Origin of the sequence: Streptomyces sp. CA-135486 (genome assembly GCF_050936555.1) — a bacterium.
Classification (GTDB): Bacteria; Actinomycetota; Actinomycetes; order Streptomycetales; family Streptomycetaceae; genus Streptomyces.
In genome coordinates this window covers 1,885,247-1,907,680 of record NZ_JBNJMM010000002.1, presented here as the reverse complement: position 1 = coordinate 1,907,680, position 22,434 = coordinate 1,885,247, and the positions used below count along the sequence as shown (strand labels likewise).

Here is a 22,434-nt window from a genome sequence, read left to right as displayed (position 1 = left end):
CTATTTCCAGGGGCCGCATGCGATTTCGGCGGCAGCCTCGTGCATCGCCAGCTGCAGCAGCGCCGGATCGGTGAGCGTGCCGGAGCCGTCGGGAACGATCAGCCAGCGCACGCCCCGGGTGGGCCACCCCGGGTACGGGACGACGATCCAGGCGCCGGTGCCGGCGTTGCGTACGCCCGTGCCGACCCAGCGTTCTGCCGTGCCCGGCGGTACGAAGAAACCCGTGCGTGCGTCGCCCACGTCGGCGGCGAGCACCGGTCCCGGCCGGTCGACCAGCAGGCTCAGCACGTCGAGCGTCGGACGGCCCAGTTCACCGGGGAGTACCAGCACGTCCCAGCGCCGGCCGGCGGGCAGCAGGGCGACCCCGAGAGGGTTGCGCTCCCACTCCCACCGGCAGGCGTCCGGGTCCGGCGCCACCGACGCCAGCCACTCCACCGCAGTCTTGGCCCCCGAGCCAGCCAATGTCCCGGCCTCCGTTCCGTGTCCGCGGAAGTTGCGTTCACACGGGGAGAGCGGGCTCGGCACGGAGGATTACGCGGGTTCTCACTACTTAATTCGACGAGGGGTCTAGCTGTCGAAGCCGAGGCCGAGCTTGTCCATCGTCCGCAGCCAGGCATTGCGCCTGCCGCCATTGGCATCCGCCCTGGCCAGCGCCCATTTGGTAAGACCGATACCGGCCCAGGCCACCGGCTCGGGCGGGAAGGGCAGCGGCTTGTTGCGCACCATCTGCAGCTGGGTGCGCCCGGTCTGCGCGCCGGAGAGGAGGTCGAGCATGACGTCCGCTCCGAAGCGGGTCGCGCCCACGCCCAGACCCGTGTACCCGGCCGCGTAGGCGACCTTGCCGCCGTGCGCCGTACCGAAGAAGGCGGAGAAGCGCGAGCAGGTGTCGATGGCACCGCCCCAGGCGTGGCTGAAGCGCAGCCCCTCCAGCTGCGGGAAGCAGTGGAAGAAGTGGCCGGCGAGCTTGAGATAGGTCTCGGGCCGGTGGTCCATCTCGGCGCTGACCTTGCCGCCGTACGGATAGATCGCGTCGTAGCCGCCCCAGAGAATCCGGTGGTCGGCGGTGATCCGGAAGTAGTGGAACTGGTTGGCGCTATCGCCGAGCCCCTGCCGTCTCTTCCAGCCGATCGCGGCCAGCTGTTCGGTGCTGAGCGGTTCGGTCATCAGCGCGTAGTCGTAGACCGGGACGGTGTACGCGCGCACCCGCTTGACGAGGGACGGGAAGACATTCGTGCCGAGCGCGACGCGGTCGGCGAAGACCCGGCCGTACGGGGTGCGGACCACGGTCCGGTTGCCGGACGAGGCCAAGTCCAGGCCACTGGTGTTCTCGTAGATGCGTACGCCGAGGTCCGAGCAGGCCTGCTTGAGGCCCCAGGCGAGCTTGGCGGGGTGCAGCATGGCGACACCGCGCCGGTCCCACAGCCCGCCGAGGAAGGTCGGGGAGTTCACCTCGGCGCGTACCGCGTCCTGGTCGAGGAGTTCGAATCCGGTGAGGCCGAGCCCGCGCACCTCCTCGTACATCTCGTGGAGCTCGTCGACCTGGTGGGGCTCGGTGGCGACGTCGATCTCGCCGGTGCGCTCGAAGTCGCAGTCGATGGAGTACTTCTTGACCGTCTCCTCGATCGCGTCGAGATTGCGGTTGCCGAGCTCCTCCAGCGTGGCCAGCTCGTCGGGCCAGCGGGCGAGGCCATTGCCCAGGCCGTGGGTGAGGGAGGCGGCGCAGAAGCCGCCATTGCGGCCCGAGGCGGCCCAGCCCACCTCGCGCCCTTCGATCAGTACGACGTCCCGGCCGGGGTCGCGCTCCTTGGCCAGCAGCGCGGTCCACAGTCCGCTGTAGCCGCCGCCGACGACGAGAAGGTCGCAGTGTTCGTCCCCGGTCAGCGCGGGCAGCGCGCCGGGCTTGCCGGGGTCGTCCAGCCAATAGGAGACGGGCTGGGCGTCGGAGAGTGATGAGGCAAAGTTCATGGCAGCTGGGGCCATGGTTTCCACTCCTTCGGTGGCCTCGTGGGGGCCTACTTGGGCAGTGCGCTGTGTTTCCGCCGGTTGCTGACGAACTGGGCGAACACCACGATCAGTACGGCGATGACGAACATGGCCGTGCCGATGACATTGATCTGGACGGGCGTGCCGCGCTGGGCCGAACCCCAGACGAACATGGGGAAGGTGACGGTGTTGCCCGAGTTGAAGTTGGTGATGATGAAGTCGTCGAAGGAGAGCGCGAACGCGAGCATCGCACCGGCCGCGATGCCGGGAGCCGCGATCGGCAGCGTGACCCGCAGGAACGTCTGCACCGGACTGGCGTAGAGGTCACGTGCGGCCTCTTCGAGCCGGGGGTCCATCGACAGCACACGCGCCTTGACCGCCACCACCACGAAGCTCAGACAGAACATGGTGTGCGCGATCAGGATGGTCAGGAAGCCAAGCTCGGCGCCCAGGTTCAGGAAGAGCGTGAGCAGTGAGGCCGCCATGACCACCTCGGGCATCGCCATCGGCAGGAAGATCAGCGAGTTGATCGCGCCACGCGCCCGGAAGCGATAGCGGACCAGCGCGAACGCGATCATCGAGCCGAGTACGGTGGCGCCGATCGTCGCCCAGAGGGCGATCTGGAGGGAGAGGGTGAGGGAGCCGCACATGTCGGCGACGCCGCACGGGTCCTTCCAGGCGTCGGTGGAGAACTCCTGCCAGGAGTAGTTGAACCGGCCGGCCGGCTTGTTGAACGAGAACACCATCACGACGATGTTCGGCAGGATCAGATACGCGAGCGTGAGCAGGCCCGCGATGACCACAAGGTGGTGCCTTATCCAGCGCATCAGACGAGATCCTCCGTCCCGGCCCGACGGATGTAGACAGTGACCATGATCAGCACGACCGCCATGAGAATGAAGGACAGCGCGGCCGCGGTCGGATAGTCGAGCACCCTCAGGAACTGCGACTGGATGACGTTGCCGACCATCTTGGTGTCGGTGGAGCCGAGCAGCTCGGCATTGACGTAGTCGCCGCTGGCCGGAATGAAGGTCAGCAGCGTGCCGGAGACGACGCCGGGCATGGACAGCGGGAAGGTCACCCTGCGGAAGATCGTCGACGGCTTCGCGTACAGGTCCCCCGCAGCCTCGTGGAGGCGCGGGTCGATCCGCTCCAGCGAGGTGTACAGCGGCAGGACCATGAACGGCAGGAAGTTGTACGTGAGTCCGCAGACCACCGCGAGCGGGGTGGCGAGCAGCCGGCTCCCCTCGGTCATCCCGAGCCAGCTGGTGACATCGAGGAAGCCGACGCTGCCCAGGACGTCCACCACCGGGCCCCCGTCCGCGAGGATCGTCTTCCAGGCGAGCGTGCGGATCAGGAAGCTGGTGAAGAACGGCGCGATGACGAGGACCAGCAGCAGATTGCGCCAGCGGCCCGCCCTGAACGCGATCAGATACGCGAGCGGATAGCCGAAGAGCAGACACAGGATCGTGGCCGTGCCGGCGTACAGCAGCGAGCGCAGGAACTGCGGGTAGTACTGGGTCAGCGCGTCCCAGTAGGTCTGGAAGTGCCAGGTGACGTTGAAGCCCTCTTCCAGGGAGCCTGTCTGCACCGAGGTCGAGGCCTGGTAGACCAGCGGCAGGGCGAAGAACACGACCAGCCACAGGATGCCCGGCAGCAGCAGCCAGTACGGAACCAGCTTGCGGCGCACGGACGGTTTGCGCAGCACCGGCTCCGGGGCGGGTGGTGCGGGTGGCGCCTCGGTGACGGTCATGGCGTCTCCTCCACCGTCTCCACACCCGCGTCGATGTCCTGGGCGGCGTCGAGACCGAAGGTGTGCTCGGGGTTCCAGTGCAGGACGACCTCGGCCCCGGGCACCAGCCGCGCATCACGCTCGATGTTCTGTACGTACACCTCCAGCTCCGGGCAGACCGGGCTGTCGATGACGTACTGCGTGGAGACACCGATGAAGCTGGAGTCGGCGATCTTGCCGGTGAACCGGTTGCGGCCCTCCGCGATGGTGCCCGCGTCGTCCGCGTGCGCCAGCGAGATCTTCTCCGGGCGCACGCCGACCAGCAGCTTTCCGCCGGTGCGGGGCTGGGTTGCACAGCGCTCGGCGGGCAGCCGCAGCTTGGCGTCGGCGGCCGTGACGACGACCTCGCCATTGCTGTTCGACGCGACCTCGGCCTCGATGAGGTTGGAGGTGCCCAGGAAGTTGGCGACGAAGGTGGTGTGCGGGTTCTCGTAGAGTTCGGCGGGCGCGCCCAGTTGCTCCACCCGGCCGGCGTTCATCACCGCGACCGTGTCGGCCATGGTCATGGCCTCCTCCTGGTCGTGGGTGACATGCACAAAGGTGATGCCGACCTCGGTCTGGATGCGCTTGAGCTCCAGCTGCATCTGACGGCGGAGCTTGAGGTCGAGGGCGCCGAGCGGCTCGTCGAGCAGCAGCACCTGGGGGTGGTTGATGAGCGCGCGGGCGACGGCGACACGCTGCTGCTGGCCGCCGGAGAGCTGATGCGGCTTGCGCTTGGCGAAGTCGCCCAGCTCCACCAGGTCGAGCATGTCGCCGACCTGCTTCTTCACCGACGTGATGCCGCGCCGGCGCAGCCCGAAGGCCACGTTCTCGTAGATGTCGAGGTGCGGGAAGAGCGCATAGCTCTGGAAGACCGTGTTGACCGGACGTTTGTACGACGGAAGGTCGGTGACCTCCTTGTCGCCCAGGAACACGCTGCCGGTGGTCGGATCCTCGAGTCCGGCGATCATCCGCAGGGTGGTGGTCTTTCCGCAGCCGGAGGCGCCCAGCAGGGCGAAGAAGGAGCCCTGCGGGACGGTCAGGTCGAGCGGGTGGACGGCCGTGAAGGTGCCGTAGGTCTTGCTGATCCCGGCGAGGCGGACATCCCCGCCTGCTGTCTTTTCAGTCATGGGTCGCGGTCCCGGTGGTATCGAAGGGAGCGTGGTCTGGGGGCAGCTGTCAGGCGCCGATGAGCTTGGCGAACTTCTCCTCGTACGCCGTCTCTTCCTTGCTGCTGAGCGAGCGGAAGGCGTGGGCCTTTGCGGCCAGGGCCGCGTCCGGGATGATCAGCGGGTTCTTGGCCAGCGCCGGGTCGATCTTGGCGAGCTCCGGGCCGACTCCGGCGACCGGGGTCACATAGCTGATGTACGCGGCGAGCTGGGCGGCAACGGGGAGCTCGTAGTAGTAGTCGATCAGCCGGGTCGCGTTCTTCTGGTGCCGGGCCTGCGCCGGGACCAGCAGGTTGTCGGTCGCCATCATGTATCCGGCGGCCGGGATCGCGTACCTGATGGCCGGGTTGTCGACCTGAAGCTGGATGAGGTCACCCGCCCAGGCGAGACAGGCGGCGATGTCACCCTTGTCGAGGTCCGAGGTGTAGTCGTTGCCGGTGAAGCGGCGGATCTGCTTCTTGTCGACGCCCTTCTGGAGCCTGTTGATGGCGGCGTCGTAGTCGGCGTCGTTGACCTTGGCCGGGTCCTTGCCCATGTCGAGCAGGGTCATGCCGACCGTGTCGCGCATCTCGGTGAGGAAGCTGACACGGCCCTTGAGCGTGGGGTCGTCCAGCAGCTGCGTGACCGAGTCGACCTTGCGGCCGCCGGTCGCCTTGACGTTGTAGGCGATGACGGCCGGAATGCCGGTCCAGGGGTAGGAGTAGGCACGCCCGGGGTCCCAGTCGGGGCTGCGGAACTGGGAGGAGAGGTTGGCGTACGCGTGCGGCAGAAGCGACGCGTCGAGCCTTTGCACCCAGCCGAGCCGGATCATCCGGGCGGCCAGCCAGTCGGTGACATTGATCAGGTCACGACCCGTGTCCTGACCCGCGGCCAGCTGCGGCTGGATCTTGCCGAAGAACTCGACGTTGTCGTTGATGTCCTCGGTGTACTTGACCTTGATCCCGGTGCGCTTGGCGAACTGGGCCAGCGTGGGACGGGTCTTCCCGTCCTCGCTGATGTCCATGTACTCGGTCCAGTTGGAGAAGTTGATCACCTTCTCCTGATCGGAGTGGTCGTCGGAGACCGCTTCCTGGCCCTCGCGCTTGGCGGGCGGGATGCCACAGGCGCTCAGGCCGGCCAGGCCACCGACGGTGAGCGCACCGACGCCGCCCGCGCGCAGCAGGGAGCGGCGGGACAGCGCGCCCCGACCACTCGTCAGGCTGCGTCGCACGGCCGCCAGCTGCGCTGGGGACAGGCCGTCGGGCTCGTTGTGATCCATGAGCTGTGCCCTTTCGGGATGGGGCCGCGGGTCGGCGGCGAAGTCGCTATCGGTCCCCGAAGATCGTGCGGTGCCAGTCCTTCCTGACGACCGCGGTGTTGTCGTACATCACGTGCTTGACCTGCGTGTACTCCTCGAAGGAGTACATCGACATGTCTTTTCCGAAGCCGGACGCCTGGTATCCACCGTGCGGCATCTCGCTGATGATCGGGATGTGGTCGTTGATCCAGACGCAGCCGGCCTTGATCTCGCGGGTTGCGCGGTTCGCGCGGAACACGTCGCGGCTCCAGGCGGAGGCGGCGAGACCGTAGGGGGTGTCGTTGGCGAGCGCGATGCCTTCGTCGTCGGAGTCGAAGGGCAGGACGACGAGGACCGGGCCGAAGATCTCGGACTGGACGATCTCGCTGTCCTGGGCGGCGCCGGCGACAAGGGTCGGCCGGTAGTAGGCGCCGTTCTTCAGCTCTCCCTGCGGCGCTTCGCCGCCAGTGACGACGGTGGCGTAGGCGCGTGCCCGGTCGACGAAGCCCGCGACGCGGTCGCGCTGGAGGTGCGAGACCAGCGGGCCGAGGTCGGTGGCCGGGTCGAGCGGGTCGCCGAGACGGACGGTCGCCATGAGATCGGCGACACCGCTGACGAAGGCGTCGTACAGCGGCCGCTGAACGTAGGCGCGGGTGGCGGCCGTGCAGTCCTGGCCGGAGTTGATGAGCGAGCCCGCGACCGCGCCGTGGACGGCGGCCTCCAGATCGGCATCGTCGAAGACCACGAACGGGGCCTTGCCGCCGAGCTCGAGGTGGAGGCGCTTGACGGTGGCGGTGGCGATCTCGGCGACGCGCCTGCCGACCGGGGTGGAGCCGGTGAAGGAGGTCATGGCCACGTCGGGGTGGCCGACCAGCCGCTCGCCCGCGTCCCTGCCCGCGCCGTTGACGATATTGACGACGCCGTCCGGAATCCCGGCCTCCTTCGCCGCCTCGGCGAACATCAGCGAGGTGAGCGGGGTGATCTCAGCGGGCTTCAGCACGATGGTGTTGCCCGCGGCGATGGCCGGCAGGACCTTCCAGGCCGCCATCTGGAGCGGGTAGTTCCAGGGGGCGATGGAGCCGACGACGCCGATCGGCTCCCTGCGTACGTACGAGGTGTGGTCGCCGCTGTACTCACCGGCCGACTGCCCCTGCAGGTGGCGGGCGGCGCCGGCGAAGAAGGCGGTGTTGTCGACCGTCCCCGGCACGTCGAATTCGGTGCTGAGCTTGATCGGCTTGCCGCACTGCAGGGATTCGGCGTACGCAAGATCCTCGGCCTGCTCGGCGAGGACGGACGCAAAGCGGTGCAGGGCGTCGGAGCGCTCACCCGGGGTGGCGCCCGCCCAGCCGGGGAAGGCCTCGCGGGCGGCGGCCACGGCGTCGTCGACGTCCGCCGCTCCGGCCAGTTCATAGGTGTGGACCCGCTCGCCGGTGGCGGGGTTCACGATGTCCTGCTTGCGTCCTGAGGTGCCGGACCGCAACCGGCCGCCGATGTACTGCGCGCCGTCCGCGTAGCGGTCCTCTGCCTGGAAGCGGTTTGCCATGACGCTCTCCGTTGCTCCGGCTCGGGTTGAGTGCCGATCCTGACAGAGCACTACCCGTCCAACAAGTGATTCCGTTGTTGCCTTTTGGTTACGCGACGGAATCGGTCGACCATGTGTCGGGTCAGACAGCTCATCCGCGTACGGAGTGTCAGTGGTCGATGCCACACTCGCGTGCATGGGGATGGAAGAGCTGATCGAGCAGGTCAGCAGGAACAAGCGAATCAAGTATCTGCACTTCTGGGGCCATGCGCCGCGCAGGGACGGATCCGTCGGCGCAAGCTGCCTCAGTCAGTGGTGGCCGTCACCCTTCGTGGTCGACGGCGTCCGGTACGCAACGGCTGAGCACTGGATGATGGCGCACAAGGCGCGGCTCTTCGGCGACGCGGACGCCGAGCGGCAGGCGCTCGAGGCGAAGAGCCCGGCGGCGGCGAAGCGCGCGGGGCGGCTGGTGCGCGGCTTCGACGACGCGATATGGGAGCACGAGCGGTTCGCCATCGTGCGCTCGGGCAGCGTGCACAAGTTCGGACAGCATGTCGAGCTGCGCGATTTTCTGCTGGCCACCGGGGACCGGGTGCTTGTCGAGGCCAGCCCGCTGGACCGGGTCTGGGGCATCGGGCTGGCCGCGGACGACGAGCGGGCACAGGACCCGTCGCGCTGGCGCGGGCTCAATCTGCTGGGTTTCGCGCTGATGGATGCGCGGGAGGAACTGCGCACGGCCGGGGCCCGGCAGGGCTGAGGCCGCCCGGCGGGGCGACCCGTTCCCAGCGGGCTGACCGGGCCGGTCCGGGCGAACCCGGCGTCGGGGTGGCCCCGGCCGCGCGGAGTGGCGCCGGCCGGGGCGGGGTGGCCGCTGTCAGCGGGTGGCGACGGGGGCCGGGAGGGCGTCGTCGATCACCAGGGAGTTCGAGTAGTCGTCGTCGACGCCGTCGTACTTCCTGTCCTCGTTGATCGCCGTGGTGATGCCCCAGGCCAGCAGCCCGATGACGATCGCGCCGATCGCGATGCCGACGGAGCCGAGGATGATCCCGGCCAGCGCCATGCCGCCGTTGGTCGCCTCGCCCCGCTGGACACGCTTCCGGCCGAGGATGCCGAAGATCAGGGCGAGCACGCCCAGGACGACCCCGACGATTCCGTACAGGCAGAAGAGACAGACGGAGAGGATGCCGAGCACCATCGCGGTGATGCCCATGCCATTGGCGGGCGGGGCCTGCCAGCCGGTCTGGCCGTAGTTCTGGTAGCCCGGGTATCCGGGGTAGCCGCCGTACGGATCGCCGACGCCGGGCTGCGGGGCGCTCGGGGCGGGGTAGCCGTACGGGCCGGGGGCGGCCTGGGCAGGTCCGCCCGGGGCTATCGGAGGCGGCGGCACCGCACCCATGCCGACGACGGGTTCCGCGCCGGGCATCGAGGTGACCGTCGGCTGGTCATGCACGGGCGAGGCCGCCGGCCCCGCTGCGGCGCCGGGCTTCTCCAACGGCACCTTGGGCTGCGCCGCGTTGCTCTCCGGTGGAGCCCACGGATCGCGGTCGCGGGGCTCGGGCCCGCCCGCCGGCCAGGCCTGGTTGTCTGACATACGTTCTCCCCCATTGAGGTCCGCGGCCATGCTACGGCCTGCGTCCGGTCCTCGGCCGGGCCCCCCTACGATGATCCCTGACCCGAACAGCCCTCGTACACGCCGTCACCCGGCCGTCCGACACGGAGGACCCCGATGACCGATCTGCACCCCTTCATCGCGGGGCTTCCCAAGGCCGAGCTGCATGTGCACCACGTCGGCTCGGCGTCCCCGCGCATCGTCGCCGAACTGGCAGCCCGCCACCCCGACTCCAAGGTCCCCACCGACCCCGAGGCGCTCGCCGACTACTTCACCTTCACCGACTTCGCACACTTCATCGAGGTCTACCTCTCGGTCGTGGACCTGATCCGCACCCCTGAGGACGTGCGGCTGCTCACCTTCGAGGTGGCCAGGGACATGGCCCGGCAGAACATCCGCTACGCCGAGCTGACCATCACGCCCTTCTCCTCCACCCGCCGCGGCATCGAGGAGAAGGCCTTCATGGCGGCGATCGAGGACGCCCGCAAGGCCGCCGAGGCGGAGCTCGGCGTCGTACTGCGCTGGTGCTTCGACATCCCCGGCGAGGCCGGCCTCGAGGCCGCCGAGGAGACCGCGCGGCTCGCGGTGGATCTGCACCCCGAGGGCCTCGTCTCCTTCGGTCTCGGCGGCCCCGAGATCGGTGTGCCGCGGCCGCAGTTCAAGCCGTACTTCGACCGCGCGATCGCGGCGGGGCTGCACTCCGTGCCGCACGCCGGTGAGACGACGGGACCGCAGACCATCTGGGACGCGCTGAACGAGCTGCGCGCCGAGCGCATCGGCCACGGCACCAGCGCGACACAGGACCCGAAGCTGCTCGCCCATCTCGCGGAGCACCGGATCCCGCTGGAGGTCTGTCCGACCTCGAACATCGCCACTCGCGCGGTCACCGACCTCGACGAGCACCCGATCAAGGAGATGGTCGCGGCCGGGGTGCTGGTGACGATCAACAGCGACGACCCGCCGATGTTCGGCAGCGACCTGAACAACGAGTACGCGGTCGCCGCCCGGCTGCTTCGGCTGGACGAGCGCGGTCTCGCCGATCTCGCCAAGAACGCGGTGGCGGCGTCCTTCCTCGACCTGGCGGGCAAGGCACGGATCGCGGCCGAGATCGACACCTACACCACAGCGTGGCTGGCACGCTGACCGGCGCCGACAATGGGGCACATGCGCACCGTCAGTGTCGTGGCTCATCGCGGCGATCCCTACCGCGTCCGCGAGAACACCCTGCCCTCGCTCCGCTCGGCGATCGAGCGGGGCGCGGACGCGGTGGAGATCGATGTACGCCTCACCCGTGACCGCGTGCCCGTGCTGCTGCACGACGACTCGCTGAAACGGCTGTGGGACCACGACCGGCCGCTTGCCCGGCTCACTCACGCCGAGGTGGCGGAGCTGACCGGCGGCGGAGTGCCGGCACTGCGTGATGCGCTGCTCGCCGTCGGCGCGCATCGGCTGATGATCGATCTGCCGGGTGCCACGGAGGAATCGGTACGGACGGTCGTCGGCACCGTCCGCGAGTACGGCGCGGGCGAGCGCGTGTACTACTGCGCGGGCCCGGCCACCATGCTCGCGGTGCGCGCCGCCGATCCCTCGGCCGAGATCGCGATGACCTGGACGAGGTCGGCCCCGCCGCGTCCCGCGCTGCTCGAAGCGGTGCGGCCGCGCTGGCTCAACTACCGGTTCGGGCTGCTCGACGAGGAGCTGACGGACCGTGTCCACAAGGACGGGATGCTCGTCTCGGCCTGGACGGCGGACACCCGGCGCTCCATGCGCCGGCTGATCGGGTACGGCGTGGACGCGATCACCACCAACCGCGTCGACGTGCTGCATGCCGCCGTTCTGCGCTCCACTCCTGCCTGAATTCCCCTCGCGGCAAGGGCTTTTGATCAGTCCGGCACGATGGGCTGCACGCCACCGGCCGAGGAGCCCGCACGATCAACAGGATGGGAGCCGTCAGCCCTGTCCAGCCGGACCGGTCGCCGGCTCTTCGGCGTCGTGCAGCAGCCAGGCGGCGAACAGGCCGTATGTCACCGCCGAGTTCACGTGATCATCGCTCATGATCGCGAGTCTGCTACAGCCCGACGATCGCGTTCCACCGCTTGGCGAAGGGCGTGCGCTCCTTCGAGGTGATGTCGCGCGCGATCGCGAGGCGCCCCCGCATCGCGTCGTCGGGGAAGATCAGCGGGTCCTCGGCGAGCGCGGCCGTCTCCTCGTCCTTCGACGAGGCCAGGACGTCACGGGCGGCCGGCACCGGGCAGACGTAGTTGACCCAGCTCGCCAGCTCGGCCGCGACCTCCGGCTGGTAGTAGTGGTCGACGAGCGCCTCGGCGTTGTGCTTGTGGCGGGCGAGGTTGGGGATCATCAGGCTCTCCGCCCACAGCTCCCCGCCCTCCTCGGGCACGACGAACTCGATGTCCGGGTTGTCGGCCTGGAGCTGGATGACATCGCCGGAGTACGCCTGACACGCAAGCACATCGCCGGTGGAGAGGTCTTTGATGTAGTCGTTGCCGGTGAAGCGTCTGATGTGTTTGGCCTTGACCAGCCGCTCGACCTGGTCGCACATGGTGTGGAAGTCGTCGGCACTCCAGCGAGTGACGTCGACGCCATTGCCCTGCATCAGCAGCGCAAAGGACTCGTCGAGCCCGGACAGCAGCGTGACCCGGCCGCGCAGATCGTCCGCCCACAGCTCGCCGGTGTGCCTGATCTCGCGGCCGAGCTGCTTGCGGTTGTACGCGATGCCGGTGATCCCGGACTGCCAGGGAACGCTGTGCAGCCGCCCCTTGTCGAAGGCGGGGGTGCGCAGTTGCGGGTCGAGGTACTTGGCGACGTTGGGCTGCTTCGCCCTGTCCATCTCCTGCACCCAGCCCAGTCGTACGAAACGGGCCGCCATCCAGTCGCTGACGACGACCAGATCGCGGCCGGTCTCCTGATGGTTCATCAGGGCGGGGCTGATCTTCCCGAAGAACTCGTCGTTGTCGTTGATCTCCTCGGTGTAGCGGACGGAGATCCCGGTGCGCTCGGTGAAGGCGTTGAGGGTGGGCCGCTCGGAGGCGTTGTCGTCGTCGGTGTCGATGTAGAGCGGCCAGTTGGCGAAGTCGAGGCTTCTGTCGCGCTCGGAGTCGTCGTGCCGGGCCCGGTCCCCGGGCTGTACGTACGCCGCGGGCACCCCACAGCCGGTGAGCGCGGCGCCGGCGGCGAGGCCGAGCAGCAGGGACCGCCGTGACATGGGGTTCATCCGTATCGCTGGCACGTCCGAAGGATGCCGGGCGGCGGGTGCGGGCGGCAATGGACGCTGCGTCGATCCCTGGGCACCGCGGGCGACACCCTGTCGATCATGGACATGTGTCTATACTTGCTGGACAGCTGTCCATAAACTGAGGATTGACGATGAACACAACGGCGAATGTCCTGGTCGGCGTGGTGGCCGCGCTGCACGCCTACATCCTGGTTCTGGAGATGTTCCTGTGGGAGCGCAAGCCGGGCCGCGGCCTCTCCGGCTTCGACGCAGAGATGGCCCGCGCGACCGCCCCGCTCGCCGCCAACCAGGGGCTGTACAACGGCTTTCTCGCGGCCGGCCTGGTCTGGGGCCTGATCGCCGCGGACCCGACGGGGTACCGGGTGCAGGTCTTCTTCACCAGCTGCGTGGTCATCGCGGGCCTCTACGGCGGCTTCACCGCGAACCGGCGCATCCTGGTGGCGCAGGCGCTGCCGGGGGCGCTCGCGCTGGCGGCCGTACTGGTGGCGGGATGAGCGACCCCCGCGCGGAACGCACCCGGGCGCGGCTGCGCGAGGCTCTGCTCGCCGAGTGCACGGAGCGCCCCCTCGAAGAGGTGAGCGTCGCAGCACTCGTACGCAGAGCGGGGCTCGGCCGGGCCACGTTCTATCTGCACTACCCGGACCTGCGGGCACTGGCGGTCGACGCCTGCGCGGAGGTCGTACGCAACGCGGTGGAGGCCCTGCACGCCTGGCGCGGCACCCCGGACCCGGCCGCCGCGCCGCCCGCGCTGACGGCCTTCTTCACCGAACTCGCCCCGCATGCCGCGCTCTACCGGACCCTGCTGCGGGAGGGAGGCAGCGGCCCGCTGGGCGAGCTGCTCCATCGCGAACTGCGTGACCGCAGCCGCAAGGAACGCGAGCTGGCGGGGGCGCCCGCCGCACCCCTGATCGCCTCGGCGGTGGCAGCGACCTTCGCGGGCGTCCTGGCGGACTGGCTGCACGGAAAGATCGACGCGCCCGCGGAACGGATGGCGTCCCAGATCTGGCGCCTGCTGCTGGCTCTGCACCGCACACCGCTGCGATGAGCCCGGCGTGGGCCCGCGCCGAAAGGGGCGGGGTGGAGGAACTCCCCCACCCCGCAAGGGACTACGCGTCCAGCGACGTCATTACGTGCTTGATCCGCGTGTAGTCGTCGAACCCGTACGCCGACAGGTCCTTCCCGTACCCCGACTTCTTGAAGCCGCCGTGCGGCATCTCGGCCACCAGCGGGATGTGCGTGTTGATCCAGACACACCCGAAGTCCAGCGACTTCGACATCCGCATCGCGCGCCCGTGGTCCTTGGTCCACACCGACGACGCCAGCGCGTACTCGACGCCGTTCGCCCACTCGAGCGCCTGGGCCTCGTTCGTGAACGACTGGACCGTGATGACCGGGCCGAAGACCTCGTTCTGGATGATCTCGTCGTCCTGCTTGAGGCCGGAGACGACGGTCGGAGCGTAGAAGTAGCCCTTCTCGCCGACCCGGTGGCCGCCCGCCTCGACCTTGGCGTGTGCCGGGAGCCGCTCGATGAATCCGGTCACCTGCGCCAGCTGATTGGCGTTGTTCAGCGGGCCGTACAGCACATCGGCGTCGTCCGGCGCACCTGTCTTGGTGTCCGCGGCGGCCTTCGCCAGCGCCGCCACGAACTCGTCGTGGATCGACTCGTGGACAAGGACGCGGGTCGCGGCCGTACAGTCCTGGCCGGCGTTGAAGTAGCCCGCGACCGCGATGTCCCCGACGGCCTTCTCGATGTCCGTGTCCTCGAAGACGACGACCGGCGCCTTGCCGCCCAGCTCCAGGTGGACCCGCTTGACGTCCTTGGCCGCGGACGCGGCGACCTGGATGCCCGCCCGTACGGAACCGGTGATGGACGCCATCGCCGGCGTCGGGTGCTCGACCATCGCACGGCCGGTTTCGCGGTCGCCGCAGATGACGTTGAAGACGCCCTTGGGCACGATCGCGCCGATGATCTCGGCCATCAGCACGGTCGACGCCGGGGTCGTGTCGGACGGCTTGAGAACAACGGTGTTGCCCGCCGCCAGAGCCGGCGCGAACTTCCACACGGCCATCATCATCGGGTAGTTCCACGGCGCGACCTGCGCACAGACGCCGACCGGCTCGCGACGGACGATCGACGTCAGGCCCTCCATGTACTCACCGGCCGAACGGCCCTCCAGCATCCGCGCCGCACCGGCGAAGAAGCGGATCTGGTCCACCATCGGCGGGATCTCTTCGGTGCGGGTCAGTTCCAGCGGCTTGCCGGTGTTCTCCGACTCGGCCGCGATCAGGTCCTCGGCCCGCTCCTCCAAGGCGTCCGCAATCTTCAGCAGCACCTTCTGGCGCTCGGCCGGGGTGGTGTCGCGCCAGCCGGGGAAGGCGGCCGCGGCAGCGTCCATGGCGGCGTCGACGTCGGCCTGGCCGGAGAGCGGCGATGTGGCGTACACGTCGCCCGTGGCCGGATTGACGACCTCGAGGGTCTGCCCGTCGGCGGCGTCCCGGAACTCCCCGTTGATGTAGTTGCGCAGACGACGCAGCTCGGTGGTCACTGTTGCCACCCCTCCTGTCAGATGTCCGATGGGTGAGATACCCACCCTAATCTCTATGGTGACGCTTTCGACAGCCCCGACCCTCGCGAACTTCGGATTCAGTGAGATTCATAGCCCAGAACAACGAATTTCATTGATCAGGGGTTGCCAGACAGAGGAGTCCCGTGCAAAGTGAGGGCGTGGCCAGTCGCAGCGCAGACCCCAGGAACGCGAACGCATCGTCCCCGACGATCGACGCCGTCTCCCTAGCGATCATCGAACAGCTCCAGGAGGACGGGCGCCGTCCGTACGCCGCCATTGGCAAGGCTGTCGGCCTTTCCGAAGCGGCGGTACGACAGCGGGTCCAGAAGCTGCTGGATCAGGGCGTGATGCAGATCGTCGCCGTCACGGACCCGCTCACCGTGGGCCTTCGACGCCAGGCGATGGTCGGCATCCGGGCCGAGGGCGACCTCGACCCGATCGCCGACGCGCTCACGGCCATGGCCGAGTGCGAGTACGTGGTGATGACCGCGGGCTCCTTCGACCTGATGGTGGAGATCGTCTGCGAGGACGACGACCACCTTCTCGAAGTGATCAACAAGCGGATCCGTGCGCTCCCCGGCGTCCGGTCCACCGAGAGCTTCGTCTACCTCAAGCTCAAGAAGCAGACCTATATGTGGGGAACCCGATAGCCGTGAGCAAGGACCTCTCCCAGACCGCCTACGACCACCTGTGGATGCACTTCACCCGCATGTCGTCGTACGAGCACGCCCCCGTCCCCACCATCGTCCGCGGTGAGGGAACCTACATCTACGACGACAAGGGCAAGCGCTACCTCGACGGTCTCGCCGGCCTCTTCGTGGTCAACGCAGGCCACGGCCGCGTCGAGCTCGCCGAGGCCGCGTTCAAGCAGGCGCAGGAGCTCGCCTTCTTCCCCGTATGGTCCTACGCGCACCCGAAGGCCGTGGAGCTCGCCGAGCGACTCGCCCACCTCGCCCCGGGCGACCTCAACAAGGTCTTCTTCACCACCGGTGGCGGCGAGGCGGTCGAGACGGCCTGGAAGCTGGCGAAGCAGTACTTCAAGCTGCAGGGCAAGCACACCAAGTACAAGGTCATCTCCCGCGCGGTCGCCTACCACGGCACCCCGCAGGGCGCCCTGTCCATCACTGGTCTGCCCGCCCTCAAGGCACCCTTCGAGCCGCTGGTCCCCGGCGCGCACAAGGTGCCGAACACCAACATCTACCGCGCGCCGATCCACGGCGACGACCCGGAGGCCTTCGGCCGCTGGGCCGCCGACCAGATCGAGCAGCAGATCCTCTTCGAGGGCCCCGAGACCGTCGCGGCGGTCTTCCTCGAGCCGGTGCAGAACGCCGGCGGCTGCTTCCCGCCGCCGCCCGGGTACTTCCAGCGGGTCCGGGAGATCTGCGACCAGTACGACGTGCTGCTCGTCTCGGACGAGGTCATCTGCGCCTTCGGCCGGCTCGGCACGACGTTCGCCTGCGACAAGTTCGGCTACGTACCGGACATGATCACCTGCGCCAAGGGCATGACCTCGGGCTACTCCCCGATCGGCGCATGCATCATCTCCGACCGCCTCGCCGAGCCGTTCTACAAGGGCGACAACACCTTCCTGCACGGCTACACCTTCGGCGGCCACCCGGTCTCCGCGGCGGTGGGCCTGGCCAACCTCGACATCTTCGAGAAGGAGGGCCTCAACCAGCACGTCCTGGACAACGAGGGCAACTTCCTCTCCACGCTGCAGAAGCTGCACGACCTGCCGATCGTCGGCGACGTCCGCGGAAACGGCTTCTTCTACGGCATCGAGCTGGTGAAGGACAAGGTCACCAAGGAGTCGTTCACGGACGAGGAGACCGAGCGCGTGCTCTACGGCTTCCTCTCCAAGGCGCTGTACGAGAACGGCCTGTACTGCCGGGCCGACGACCGCGGTGACCCGGTCGTGCAGCTGGCGCCGCCGCTGGTCGCCGACCAGTCGACGTTCGACGAGATCGAGCAGATCCTGCGGACGGTGCTGACGGAGGCCTGGACGAAGCTCTAGGCCGGCAGAGCCCAGTTCCAGCAGCCGTACACGGCCCGGGAGCGCCCATTCGAGTGAGATGGGGCGGACCCGGGCCGTGTGCTTCCTCCGACCCCGGTTCTGAATACCTAGCGTGCCGAGTGACCGATCGGCACTGACTTCGTTCCCCCAAAGGGGGGAGTGGAAATCTGATCAGAACCGAGGTGTACGCCATGGTGGCCCCGCCGGACAACGATGTGCTCTGGGCACGTTCCCTGCATCACTCCCACAGCGGCTCGCCCGCGCTCGTCGGTGTGTCGCTCGGTGTGCGGGAGGGCGAGATCCTGGCCGTGCAAGGCTCACGCGGCAGCGGCAAGACCACGCTGCTGCGGTGCCTGTCCGGTCAACTCGTAGCGCAGCAGGGCGAGGTCTGGTTCAACAGCTCACCCGTGCACACGCTCAAGCCGATCGCACGCGAGCGGCTGCGACGGGACCGCTTCGGCTGGATCGGCCCCGAGCCGACGCTGGTACCCGAGCTGACGGCATGGGAGAACGCGGCCCTGCCGCTGCTGCTGGGCGGGACCTCGCGCCGCACCGCGAAAAGCACGACGATGGAGTGGCTGGAGCGGCTCGACATCGGCGACTGCGCCCGTATGCGGCCCCATGCGCTGCTCCAGGCGCAGCGGCAGCGGGTCGCCACGGCACGGGCGCTGGTCGGCACGCCGTCGGTGCTGTTCGCCGACGAGCCGACGGCGACGCTGCACCGCGCGGACCGGGTGCAGGTGCTGCGTACGCTGACGGCCGCGGCCCGATCGCACCGGATCACCGTTGTGCTCGCGACCTACGACCCGGAGGTGGCGGCGCTGGCGGACCGTTCGATCACGCTCGTGGACGGCAGGCGCGTCAACTCGCTCGCGACCACGGGCACGGAAGGGCGGGCCGAGTGCTCGCTCTCCGTCTAGCCCTGGGCGCACACCCGCTGGTTCTGCTGCGCCGGCTGATGGTGGCGGCGGCGTCGGCGGGTGTCGGCTTCCTGCTGCTGTGCACGCTGACGTACGCGCTGTCCCATCCTGACGAGTCCGGCACGTCCGGACTCCGGCTGCTCTGGTGCCTGATCCCGCTCGCCGCGACGGTGCAGTTCGCGGTGGCGGTGGCGCGTACGGATCCGAGTACCCGGCCACGGTCCGGGCTATCGGCGGTCGGCCTGGGACCGGCCAGGCTCGCCGTGCTGGCCGCTGTCTCGACCGCCGTCTCCGCCTCGCTCGGCAGCATGGTCGCGCTGCTGGTCTTCCTGCATCTGCGGGGTGATCTGACGGGGCCGCCGTTCGACGGGGCGCAGGCCGAACTGCTGGCCGCGGGCGAGCCGTTGCCGCTGGCGGCCGCGCTGACCCTGCTCACGCCGGTGCCGCTGCTGGGCTCGGTGGCCGCGGCGCTGGCCCTGCGCCCGCGCCGCGTCACTCCGCCCCCGGACGCGCCGGCGCCAGTGCCGACCGGGCTGCCGTGGGGGGTGGCCCTGATGGCGGCGGGCCTGGCGGTCGAGACCTACGCGAGCCGCGGTGGCCCGGGCTCGCCGCTCCCCCTTCCCGGTGAGTTCGACGGCCACCCGGCGGGCGTGCTGGCGGGCTGGACCCTGACCGCCCTGGGCCTGGCCCTGGCAGGGCCAGGCATCACCCGCTTCTGCGGCCGCCTCCTCCAGTCCCTGCGGCCGCGGCCGACCCGCCTGCTGGCGGGCCGCATCCTGGTGGAGGAGTCCACCCGCATCGGCCGTCCGCTCGGCGTGATGTGCGCGGTGGCCTCGGGCGCGATCGCGGCAACCTCCGTGTACGACAGGACGCCCGCCGACCCCGTGGGCCCCCTGACGACACTGGGCGCGGCACTGGTCATGACCTGCACAACGGCGACTCTGCTGGTCTCGGCCCTCGAATCGAGACAGTCCCGCGCCCCGACGACGGCCACGCTCCGCCACCTCGGCACCCCCGCGGCCACCCTCCGCGGCGCGGCGGCCCTGCGCGCGGCAACCTTGCTGGCGGCGTTCGCCCCCCTGACGTGGGCGGTGGCGGCGGTGGCGGCGATCCCTCTCTCCGGCTAGCGATGCACCCGGTTTCGGGGCGTGGCGGTGCGGGAGGGGTCCCCGCACCCCTCGCACCACCAGCCTCACCCGCAACCCCTATCGTGACCGCATGCCGCACCCCTCCCACGACCGCGAGATCGAAACCCTCGACGAGTTCGATCACGTCGTCTCCACCCACTCGCTCGCCGGACACCGCGTCCAGTCCGTCGACCTCACCGACCGCACCTTCGCGCTCCTCGCCACCGACACCACCGGAGCCGTCTTCCTCGGGTGCCGTATGCAGCCCGACGCCGACGCCAAGGTCAGGGCCGACGGCGCGCTCGTCTTTCCGCCCGTCCCCGATCTGCCCTTCGACCCGTACCGCGGGCTCCTCTACTCGCCCGACGAGCTCTTCGAAGGCCTCTCCACCGGCGGCTACGACGACACCCCCGACGCCCTCACCTACGACTGGTTCCAGCAGACCAGGGCCGACGGCGACATCTTCGCCTCGATGCTCCGCTCGATCCACGACGACGCCATGTCCGACGCCCTCGACGAACTCCTCGTCGGCGCCCGCGTCGTGGGCGTGATGGGCGGGCACGCCATGGCCCGCGGCACGGACGCCTACGCCGGCGCCGCCCGCCTCGGCCGCGTCCTCGCCCGGGCCGGGTTCACCGTCGCGACCGGCGGCGGTCCCGGCGCCATGGAGGCCGCCAACCTCGGCGCCTATGCCGCCCCGCACCCCGACGAGATGCTGGACGAGGCGCTCGAACTCCTCGCCAAGACCCCCTCGTTCACCCCCTCCGTCTCCGACTGGGCCGGCGCCGCCTTCGAGGTACGAGACCGCTGGCCCGGCGGCGGCGACTCCGTCGGCATCCCCACCTGGTTCTACGGGCACGAGCCGCCGAACGCCTTCGCGGGTCACACAGCCAAGTACTTCGCGAACGCCACCCGCGAGGACGGCCTCCTCGCGCGCTCCAACGCGGGCGTGATATTCCTGCCCGGCGCCGCCGGCACGGTCCAGGAGATCTTCGACAACGCGACCCCGAACTACTACGAGTCCCGCGGCGAACCGACCCCCATGGTCCTCGTCAACCGGACCCACTGGACGCAATCGCTCCCCACCTGGCCGCTGCTCCAGTCCCTCGCGGCCGGCCGCCCGATGGAGTCCCGTATCGCGCTCGTCGAGTCGGTCGACGAGGCTCCCGCCGCACTGCGCCGCCTCGCGGGCCTCGACTGACCGGCCGGCCGAAGCAACTTCCAGCCCCCCGCACGCGTCTGGCAGTGCGGCAGAGTCGCTGCCCCCCACGTGAACGGAGCCCTTGGTGCTGATCGGCCTACTGACCGCTGTCGCGGCCTCGATCTGTTACGGCACAGGATCGGTGCTGCAGGCCGTCGGATCCCGCGGGTCCGCCCGGCGGCAGGCAGCAGCCGCCGGTGTCACCCAGCACGGCGGCCCGAGCCTGTCCTCCACCGCGAAAGCCGCGATGACCTGGGAGTTCATCGTCGGCACAATCTTGGACTTCGTCGGCTTCGGTCTGGGCGCGCTGGCAGCGCGACTGCTCCCCCTCTTCCTGTCCCAGACCGTCATCAGCGCCAACCTGGTGATCACCGCCGTACTGAGCGTCAGGATGCTCGGCATCCGTCTCACCCGTGCCGAGTGGGCGTCCATCGCCGTCGTCTGCTCGTCGCTGGTGCTGCTGGCCACCGCCGCGGGCCCGGAGGGCAGCGGCCACACCCCGATCGCGACCCACTGGTGGCTGCTGGCGATCGCCGTGCTGCTGATGGCCGGCGGCACCGTCGTCGTACGCCTCATGGGCGCGCGCGCCGCGATTCTGGCCGGTCTGCTGTCGGGGCTCGGCTTCGGCGCGCTGGGGGTCGGCGTACGCGTACTGAACGGCATCGACCCCTTCGACCTGGGCGCGCTGCTCGGCGACCCGGCGCTCTACGCGATCCTGGTGGCCGGTATCGGCGGCATGTATCTGCACACGGTCGCTCTGCAGATCGGCTCGGTCAACGGCGCGACGGCCGCGCTGGTGGTCGGCGAGACCGTGCTGCCGGGCATGATCGGCGTGCTCTGGCTGGGCGACTCCTCACGCCCCGGATTCGCCTGGGCCGCGATCCTCGGCTTCGTACTGGCGGTGGCGGGCGCGGTCGCGGTGGCCTGGTTCGGCGCGCCGGAGGCGCACGGCGATGAGCTTCAGCCGGAGCCCGAGCCGGAGCTCACCACCACGCGCTAGAGAGCCCGCCGACCCGCCCCGTGGCGGCCTTCCTTCCCCTGCCGGAGGGGGCTTCACTGGGTGCCCTGTGTACACCGGCGCGTGTACGCCAACCAAAGGGGTGGGGGATCCGGATGTGGAACAGACGGGGTGTATTGGCCGCCGGGGCGGCGGCGGGCATGGCGGCGCTCACCGGGGCCGCGTTGCCGGAGGTGTCAGAACCCGAACAGCAACGCGGGCCGCTGCAGATCGTCACCGGCGAGGACGGGTTCGTCTCCCCGGCGACCGCCCGGGCGGGGACCGTGACCTTCCGCGTCCGGACCACCAGCCCGCGCACCGGCACCGTCGGCATCGCCAAGCTGCGCGACGGGGCGACCGAGGCCGAGTTCCGTGCCCGGTTGCGGCAGGTGTTCGCCGCCGAGGAACCGGCGGCCGTCATCCAGGCGTCCCGGGAACTGATGGCCACCGCCGACCAGTTGGGCGGCGCGGCACCCCACCCCGGCGCGGATTCCGACTTCACGCTGCGGCTGAGGCCGGGCAGCTATCTCGTACTCGAATACCTGGACTTCGCGGGCGCGCTCGGCCGAAATCCGCAGCCGGGAGAGGAGTACCTACGTCCGCTCACGGTCCGGGCGCCCGAGTCCGACAGCAGGCCGCCGCGCCCAAGCGGCACGGTGACGGCCCTCGAATCCGCGGGCGGTGCCCCGCGCTTCGCGCTGAGCGGCCGGGTCCTTTCCGAGCAGCCCCTCCGCTATGTGAATGCCATGCGCGAGCACGTCGACGAGGCTCGCTTCTATCCCATCGACGACGACTCGGTCACCGAGGCGGACATTGTGGCGTTCTTCAAGGGTGAGACGAGCGTCCCGCCGTTCGACTTCGCGGGCGCGCTCGGCACTCCGCCGCTCTCGCCGGGCCGGGAGGTGACGTTGCGGATGCCGATGCGCTCGGGGCGGTACGCCGTCGTCAGCTGGGTGAGCAGTCTGGTCGACGCCCAGCCCCTGACCGCGCACGGCCAGCTGCTCATCGTCACTGTTCCCTGACCG

Annotated in this window: 22 protein-coding genes; 12 read left to right on the top strand and 10 right to left on the bottom strand. The window is 69.6% G+C overall.

Going from position 1 to position 22,434, the window contains the following annotated elements; genetic code table 11:
• The 7 genes from ACQEVG_RS28175 to ACQEVG_RS28145 all read right to left on the bottom strand — a co-directional run bounded on the left by ACQEVG_RS28175 (position 1) and on the right by ACQEVG_RS28145 (position 7,742).
• Positions 1 to 462 carry a hypothetical protein gene (locus tag ACQEVG_RS28175; protein WP_432988819.1) on the bottom strand — a complete coding sequence of 154 codons (462 nt, stop codon included), beginning with the start codon at positions 460 to 462 and terminating at the stop codon, positions 1 to 3.
• Between the two features lie 105 nt (positions 463 to 567).
• Entirely contained in the window at positions 568 to 1,980 is a 1,413-nt protein-coding gene (locus tag ACQEVG_RS28170; protein WP_432988817.1) for an NAD(P)/FAD-dependent oxidoreductase, read from the bottom strand.
• A 32-nt stretch (positions 1,981 to 2,012) separates the two neighbouring features.
• Positions 2,013 to 2,810 carry an ABC transporter permease gene (locus ACQEVG_RS28165; protein WP_432988815.1) on the bottom strand — a complete coding sequence of 266 codons (798 nt, stop codon included), beginning with the start codon at positions 2,808 to 2,810 and terminating at the stop codon, positions 2,013 to 2,015.
• Positions 2,810 to 3,736, bottom strand: a complete 927-nt coding sequence (locus ACQEVG_RS28160) for an ABC transporter permease (RefSeq protein ID WP_432988813.1) — start codon at positions 3,734 to 3,736, stop codon at positions 2,810 to 2,812. The genes ACQEVG_RS28165 and ACQEVG_RS28160 overlap by 1 nt, the downstream gene beginning before the upstream one ends.
• Positions 3,733 to 4,884, bottom strand: coding sequence for an ABC transporter ATP-binding protein (locus ACQEVG_RS28155; RefSeq protein ID WP_432988810.1), 1,152 nt, complete (start codon positions 4,882 to 4,884; stop codon positions 3,733 to 3,735). The genes ACQEVG_RS28160 and ACQEVG_RS28155 overlap by 4 nt, the downstream gene beginning before the upstream one ends.
• A gap of 49 nt (positions 4,885 to 4,933) precedes the next feature.
• Positions 4,934 to 6,181, bottom strand: coding sequence for a polyamine ABC transporter substrate-binding protein (locus tag ACQEVG_RS28150; protein ID WP_432988808.1), 1,248 nt, complete (start codon positions 6,179 to 6,181; stop codon positions 4,934 to 4,936).
• A gap of 46 nt (positions 6,182 to 6,227) precedes the next feature.
• Positions 6,228 to 7,742: a gamma-aminobutyraldehyde dehydrogenase gene (locus ACQEVG_RS28145; RefSeq protein ID WP_432988806.1), complete on the bottom strand. Its 1,515-nt coding sequence runs from the start codon at positions 7,740 to 7,742 to the stop codon at positions 6,228 to 6,230.
• A gap of 175 nt (positions 7,743 to 7,917) precedes the next feature.
• On the opposite strand from ACQEVG_RS28145, the gene ACQEVG_RS28140 reads away from it, so the two are divergent.
• Positions 7,918 to 8,478: an NADAR family protein gene (locus tag ACQEVG_RS28140; RefSeq protein WP_432988804.1), complete on the top strand. Its 561-nt coding sequence runs from the start codon at positions 7,918 to 7,920 to the stop codon at positions 8,476 to 8,478.
• A 117-nt stretch (positions 8,479 to 8,595) separates the two neighbouring features.
• Here the strand turns inward: ACQEVG_RS28140 and ACQEVG_RS28135 are convergent, their stop codons facing one another.
• A complete protein-coding gene (locus ACQEVG_RS28135) occupies positions 8,596 to 9,312 on the bottom strand; it encodes a DUF4190 domain-containing protein (protein ID WP_432988802.1) in 717 nt (238 codons plus the stop codon).
• A 135-nt stretch (positions 9,313 to 9,447) separates the two neighbouring features.
• On the opposite strand from ACQEVG_RS28135, the gene ACQEVG_RS28130 reads away from it, so the two are divergent.
• Both ACQEVG_RS28130 and ACQEVG_RS28125 read left to right on the top strand, forming a co-directional pair.
• Positions 9,448 to 10,473 (top strand): adenosine deaminase, encoded by a 1,026-nt coding sequence (locus ACQEVG_RS28130; protein ID WP_432988800.1) that lies wholly within the window; start codon positions 9,448 to 9,450, stop codon positions 10,471 to 10,473.
• 21 nt (positions 10,474 to 10,494) lie between these two features.
• Complete coding sequence (locus ACQEVG_RS28125; protein ID WP_432988798.1) at positions 10,495 to 11,187, top strand: glycerophosphodiester phosphodiesterase; 693 nt, start codon at positions 10,495 to 10,497, stop codon at positions 11,185 to 11,187.
• Between the two features lie 211 nt (positions 11,188 to 11,398).
• On the opposite strand, the gene ACQEVG_RS28120 is transcribed toward ACQEVG_RS28125, so the two are convergent.
• Positions 11,399 to 12,553: a polyamine ABC transporter substrate-binding protein gene (locus ACQEVG_RS28120; RefSeq protein WP_432988796.1), complete on the bottom strand. Its 1,155-nt coding sequence runs from the start codon at positions 12,551 to 12,553 to the stop codon at positions 11,399 to 11,401.
• A 161-nt stretch (positions 12,554 to 12,714) separates the two neighbouring features.
• Between ACQEVG_RS28120 and ACQEVG_RS28115 the strand changes: the two genes are divergently transcribed.
• Together ACQEVG_RS28115 and ACQEVG_RS28110 are read left to right on the top strand one after the other, a co-directional pair.
• Complete coding sequence (locus ACQEVG_RS28115; protein ID WP_405811104.1) at positions 12,715 to 13,077, top strand: DUF1304 domain-containing protein; 363 nt, start codon at positions 12,715 to 12,717, stop codon at positions 13,075 to 13,077.
• Positions 13,074 to 13,628 carry a TetR/AcrR family transcriptional regulator gene (locus ACQEVG_RS28110; RefSeq protein WP_432988794.1) on the top strand — a complete coding sequence of 185 codons (555 nt, stop codon included), beginning with the start codon at positions 13,074 to 13,076 and terminating at the stop codon, positions 13,626 to 13,628. The genes ACQEVG_RS28115 and ACQEVG_RS28110 overlap by 4 nt, the downstream gene beginning before the upstream one ends.
• 61 nt (positions 13,629 to 13,689) lie before the next feature.
• Here the strand turns inward: ACQEVG_RS28110 and ACQEVG_RS28105 are convergent, their stop codons facing one another.
• A complete protein-coding gene (locus ACQEVG_RS28105) occupies positions 13,690 to 15,129 on the bottom strand; it encodes a gamma-aminobutyraldehyde dehydrogenase (RefSeq protein ID WP_432992966.1) in 1,440 nt (479 codons plus the stop codon).
• 179 nt (positions 15,130 to 15,308) lie between these two features.
• Between ACQEVG_RS28105 and ACQEVG_RS28100 the strand changes: the two genes are divergently transcribed.
• The 7 genes from ACQEVG_RS28100 (at position 15,309) to ACQEVG_RS28070 (ending at position 22,431) form a co-directional block, all read left to right on the top strand.
• A complete protein-coding gene (locus ACQEVG_RS28100; RefSeq protein WP_432988792.1) occupies positions 15,309 to 15,800 on the top strand; it encodes an Lrp/AsnC family transcriptional regulator in 492 nt (163 codons plus the stop codon).
• Positions 15,785 to 17,164, top strand: a complete 1,380-nt coding sequence (locus ACQEVG_RS28095) for an aspartate aminotransferase family protein (protein ID WP_432988790.1) — start codon at positions 15,785 to 15,787, stop codon at positions 17,162 to 17,164. The genes ACQEVG_RS28100 and ACQEVG_RS28095 overlap by 16 nt, the downstream gene beginning before the upstream one ends.
• Positions 17,165 to 17,355: 191 nt before the next feature.
• On the top strand, positions 17,356 to 18,084 hold the full coding sequence (locus ACQEVG_RS28090) for an ABC transporter ATP-binding protein (RefSeq protein ID WP_432988788.1): 729 nt from the start codon (positions 17,356 to 17,358) through the stop codon (positions 18,082 to 18,084).
• A complete protein-coding gene (locus ACQEVG_RS28085; RefSeq protein WP_432988786.1) occupies positions 18,066 to 19,211 on the top strand; it encodes a hypothetical protein in 1,146 nt (381 codons plus the stop codon). Before ACQEVG_RS28090 ends, ACQEVG_RS28085 begins: the two co-directional genes overlap by 19 nt.
• 91 nt (positions 19,212 to 19,302) lie before the next feature.
• Entirely contained in the window at positions 19,303 to 20,412 is a 1,110-nt protein-coding gene (locus tag ACQEVG_RS28080) for an LOG family protein (protein ID WP_432988784.1), read from the top strand.
• Between the two features lie 85 nt (positions 20,413 to 20,497).
• Positions 20,498 to 21,412, top strand: a complete 915-nt coding sequence (locus ACQEVG_RS28075; protein WP_432988782.1) for a hypothetical protein — start codon at positions 20,498 to 20,500, stop codon at positions 21,410 to 21,412.
• A 113-nt stretch (positions 21,413 to 21,525) separates the two neighbouring features.
• The gene (locus ACQEVG_RS28070) at positions 21,526 to 22,431 is read left to right on the top strand and encodes a hypothetical protein (RefSeq protein WP_432988780.1); all 906 of its coding nucleotides are present in this window, start codon (positions 21,526 to 21,528) and stop codon (positions 22,429 to 22,431) included.
• Positions 22,432 to 22,434: the final 3 nt, after the last annotated feature.

Coding starts and splice junctions, on each gene's coding strand:
- ACQEVG_RS28090 (WP_432988788.1), top strand. CDS start 17,356: ATGGTGGCCCCGCCGGACAACGATGTGCTCTGGGCACGTTCCCTGCAT.
- ACQEVG_RS28135 (WP_432988802.1), bottom strand. CDS start 9,312: ATGTCAGACAACCAGGCCTGGCCGGCGGGCGGGCCCGAGCCCCGCGAC.
- ACQEVG_RS28125 (WP_432988798.1), top strand. CDS start 10,495: ATGCGCACCGTCAGTGTCGTGGCTCATCGCGGCGATCCCTACCGCGTC.
- ACQEVG_RS28120 (WP_432988796.1), bottom strand. CDS start 12,553: ATGTCACGGCGGTCCCTGCTGCTCGGCCTCGCCGCCGGCGCCGCGCTC.
- ACQEVG_RS28070 (WP_432988780.1), top strand. CDS start 21,526: ATGTGGAACAGACGGGGTGTATTGGCCGCCGGGGCGGCGGCGGGCATG.
- ACQEVG_RS28160 (WP_432988813.1), bottom strand. CDS start 3,736: ATGACCGTCACCGAGGCGCCACCCGCACCACCCGCCCCGGAGCCGGTG.
- ACQEVG_RS28140 (WP_432988804.1), top strand. CDS start 7,918: ATGGGGATGGAAGAGCTGATCGAGCAGGTCAGCAGGAACAAGCGAATC.
- ACQEVG_RS28115 (WP_405811104.1), top strand. CDS start 12,715: ATGAACACAACGGCGAATGTCCTGGTCGGCGTGGTGGCCGCGCTGCAC.
- ACQEVG_RS28165 (WP_432988815.1), bottom strand. CDS start 2,810: ATGCGCTGGATAAGGCACCACCTTGTGGTCATCGCGGGCCTGCTCACG.
- ACQEVG_RS28110 (WP_432988794.1), top strand. CDS start 13,074: ATGAGCGACCCCCGCGCGGAACGCACCCGGGCGCGGCTGCGCGAGGCT.
- ACQEVG_RS28145 (WP_432988806.1), bottom strand. CDS start 7,742: ATGGCAAACCGCTTCCAGGCAGAGGACCGCTACGCGGACGGCGCGCAG.
- ACQEVG_RS28080 (WP_432988784.1), top strand. CDS start 19,303: ATGCCGCACCCCTCCCACGACCGCGAGATCGAAACCCTCGACGAGTTC.
- ACQEVG_RS28150 (WP_432988808.1), bottom strand. CDS start 6,181: ATGGATCACAACGAGCCCGACGGCCTGTCCCCAGCGCAGCTGGCGGCC.
- ACQEVG_RS28155 (WP_432988810.1), bottom strand. CDS start 4,884: ATGACTGAAAAGACAGCAGGCGGGGATGTCCGCCTCGCCGGGATCAGC.
- ACQEVG_RS28130 (WP_432988800.1), top strand. CDS start 9,448: ATGACCGATCTGCACCCCTTCATCGCGGGGCTTCCCAAGGCCGAGCTG.
- ACQEVG_RS28170 (WP_432988817.1), bottom strand. CDS start 1,980: ATGGCCCCAGCTGCCATGAACTTTGCCTCATCACTCTCCGACGCCCAG.